The organism is Micromonospora sp. NPDC047707 (assembly GCF_040704235.1).
Lineage (GTDB): Bacteria > Actinomycetota > Actinomycetes > Mycobacteriales > Micromonosporaceae > Micromonospora.
This window is the reverse complement of the sequence record NZ_JBEYSU010000168.1, coordinates 1-1,000: the sequence shown is the minus strand read 5'-3', so window position 1 is coordinate 1,000 and position 1,000 is coordinate 1. Positions and strand designations below refer to the sequence as shown.

Below are 1,000 nucleotides of genomic sequence, written 5' to 3'. Positions count from 1 at the left end.
GCCGGGACACGGTGGTTTCCGGGCATGGTGGTGGGCTTGCCGCTGGTGGCGGGGTGCGGCAAGCTGGGGTGCTGGTGGGAAGAGTGACCACGTTGTCGACCCCTGCGGGTCTGACCTTTCGCCGGAAACGGCCTTGTCGGCGCTCTTCCCGCCCCTTTGTGGCGTGCTGGTGGTGGGCCTTTCAGGCGGCGGCCTCACCGCTCTCGCCAGCGCCGGGATCCCCACTGTCCGGGCTGTCGCCGTCGTCGTGGTCGGTGAGGATGATTCTCTTGCCGGACAGGGCTTCGAGTTGGGCGATCAGCCGGCGGGTGTGGGTTTGCGGGTCAACGCTGCGGGTGTAGTAGTCGTGGCCGAGATCGGTGTAGGGCTGTCCGGTGGCCAGGACGGTCCAGATGACCTTGATGAGGGTGTGGGCGACGGCGAACGCGGCTTTCTTCCCGGCGGTTTTGTTCGCCCGGCCGCCGAAGCGGCGGTGCAGCCGGTGGAACCGCGCCCCGATCCTGGTGCGGGTCCGGGATGCGGCGAGGGCGGCCTCGATGAGGATCGACTGGACGTGGGTGTTGCCCTTGCGGTGACGGGCCCTGCGACGCCGGCCGGCGGACTCGTTGTTCCCGGGGGCGAGCCCGGCCCACGCGGCCAGATGCTTCGCGGACGGGAACCTGCTCATGTCCACACCGATCTCGCTGACGATCACCGCCGCGATCCGGTCGGCGATGCCGGGGATACTCGTCAATAGCCGGATCTGCTCGGCGAACGGGGCGACCAGCCCGCACGGCCCGACCGCGGCCCGCCGGGTGGTGCCGGCAGTGCCGGTATGGCCGATCTTCTCCTTGACCTGCGTGATCACCTGGTCGAGGTGATCAAGCCGGGTCAGGTGGAACCCGATCATCTGACCATGGTGGGCGGTGAATCTGCCGGCCAGGGCCAGCCGCAGATCGTCGGTCTTGTTCCGCAGCGCCCCGCGGGCCAGCCCAGCCAACACGTGCGGGTCGCGTTCCCC

At 69.5% G+C, this 1,000-nt stretch carries 1 protein-coding gene; it reads right to left on the bottom strand.

The genetic code is table 11. The annotated features are described in order from the left end of the window. Nucleotides 1-181 precede the first annotated feature (181 nt). On the bottom strand, nt 182-1,000 hold an 819-nt coding region (locus AB0873_RS32670), incomplete at its 5' end, for a transposase (protein WP_366604666.1).